The sequence below is a fragment of the Limosilactobacillus balticus genome (assembly GCF_014145615.1).
Classification (GTDB): domain Bacteria; phylum Bacillota; class Bacilli; order Lactobacillales; family Lactobacillaceae; genus Limosilactobacillus; species Limosilactobacillus balticus.
Map to the genome: position 1 here is coordinate 1 of NZ_JACIVH010000036.1, position 265 is coordinate 265.

Annotated in this window: 1 rRNA gene; it reads right to left on the reverse strand. The window is 50.6% G+C overall.

Annotation, left to right across the window (positions count from 1 at the left end):
* Positions 1-265: ribosomal RNA gene (locus tag H5S10_RS00450) — 16S ribosomal RNA — on the reverse strand; the annotation flags it as partial.

Sequence of the window (265 nt, forward strand, 5' to 3'; positions counted from 1 at the left end):
CGTGTCTCAGTTCCATTGTGGCCGATCAGTCTCTCAACTCGGCTATGCATCATCGCCTTGGTAAGCCGTTACCTTACCAACTAGCTAATGCACCGCAGGTCCATCCCAGAGTGATAGCTAAAGCCATCTTTCAAACAAAAGCCATGCGGCTTTTGTTGTTATGCGGTATTAGCATCTGTTTCCAAATGTTATCCCCCGCTCCGGGGCAGGTTACCTACGTGTTACTCACCCGTCCGCCACTCACTGGTGATCCATCGTCAATCAG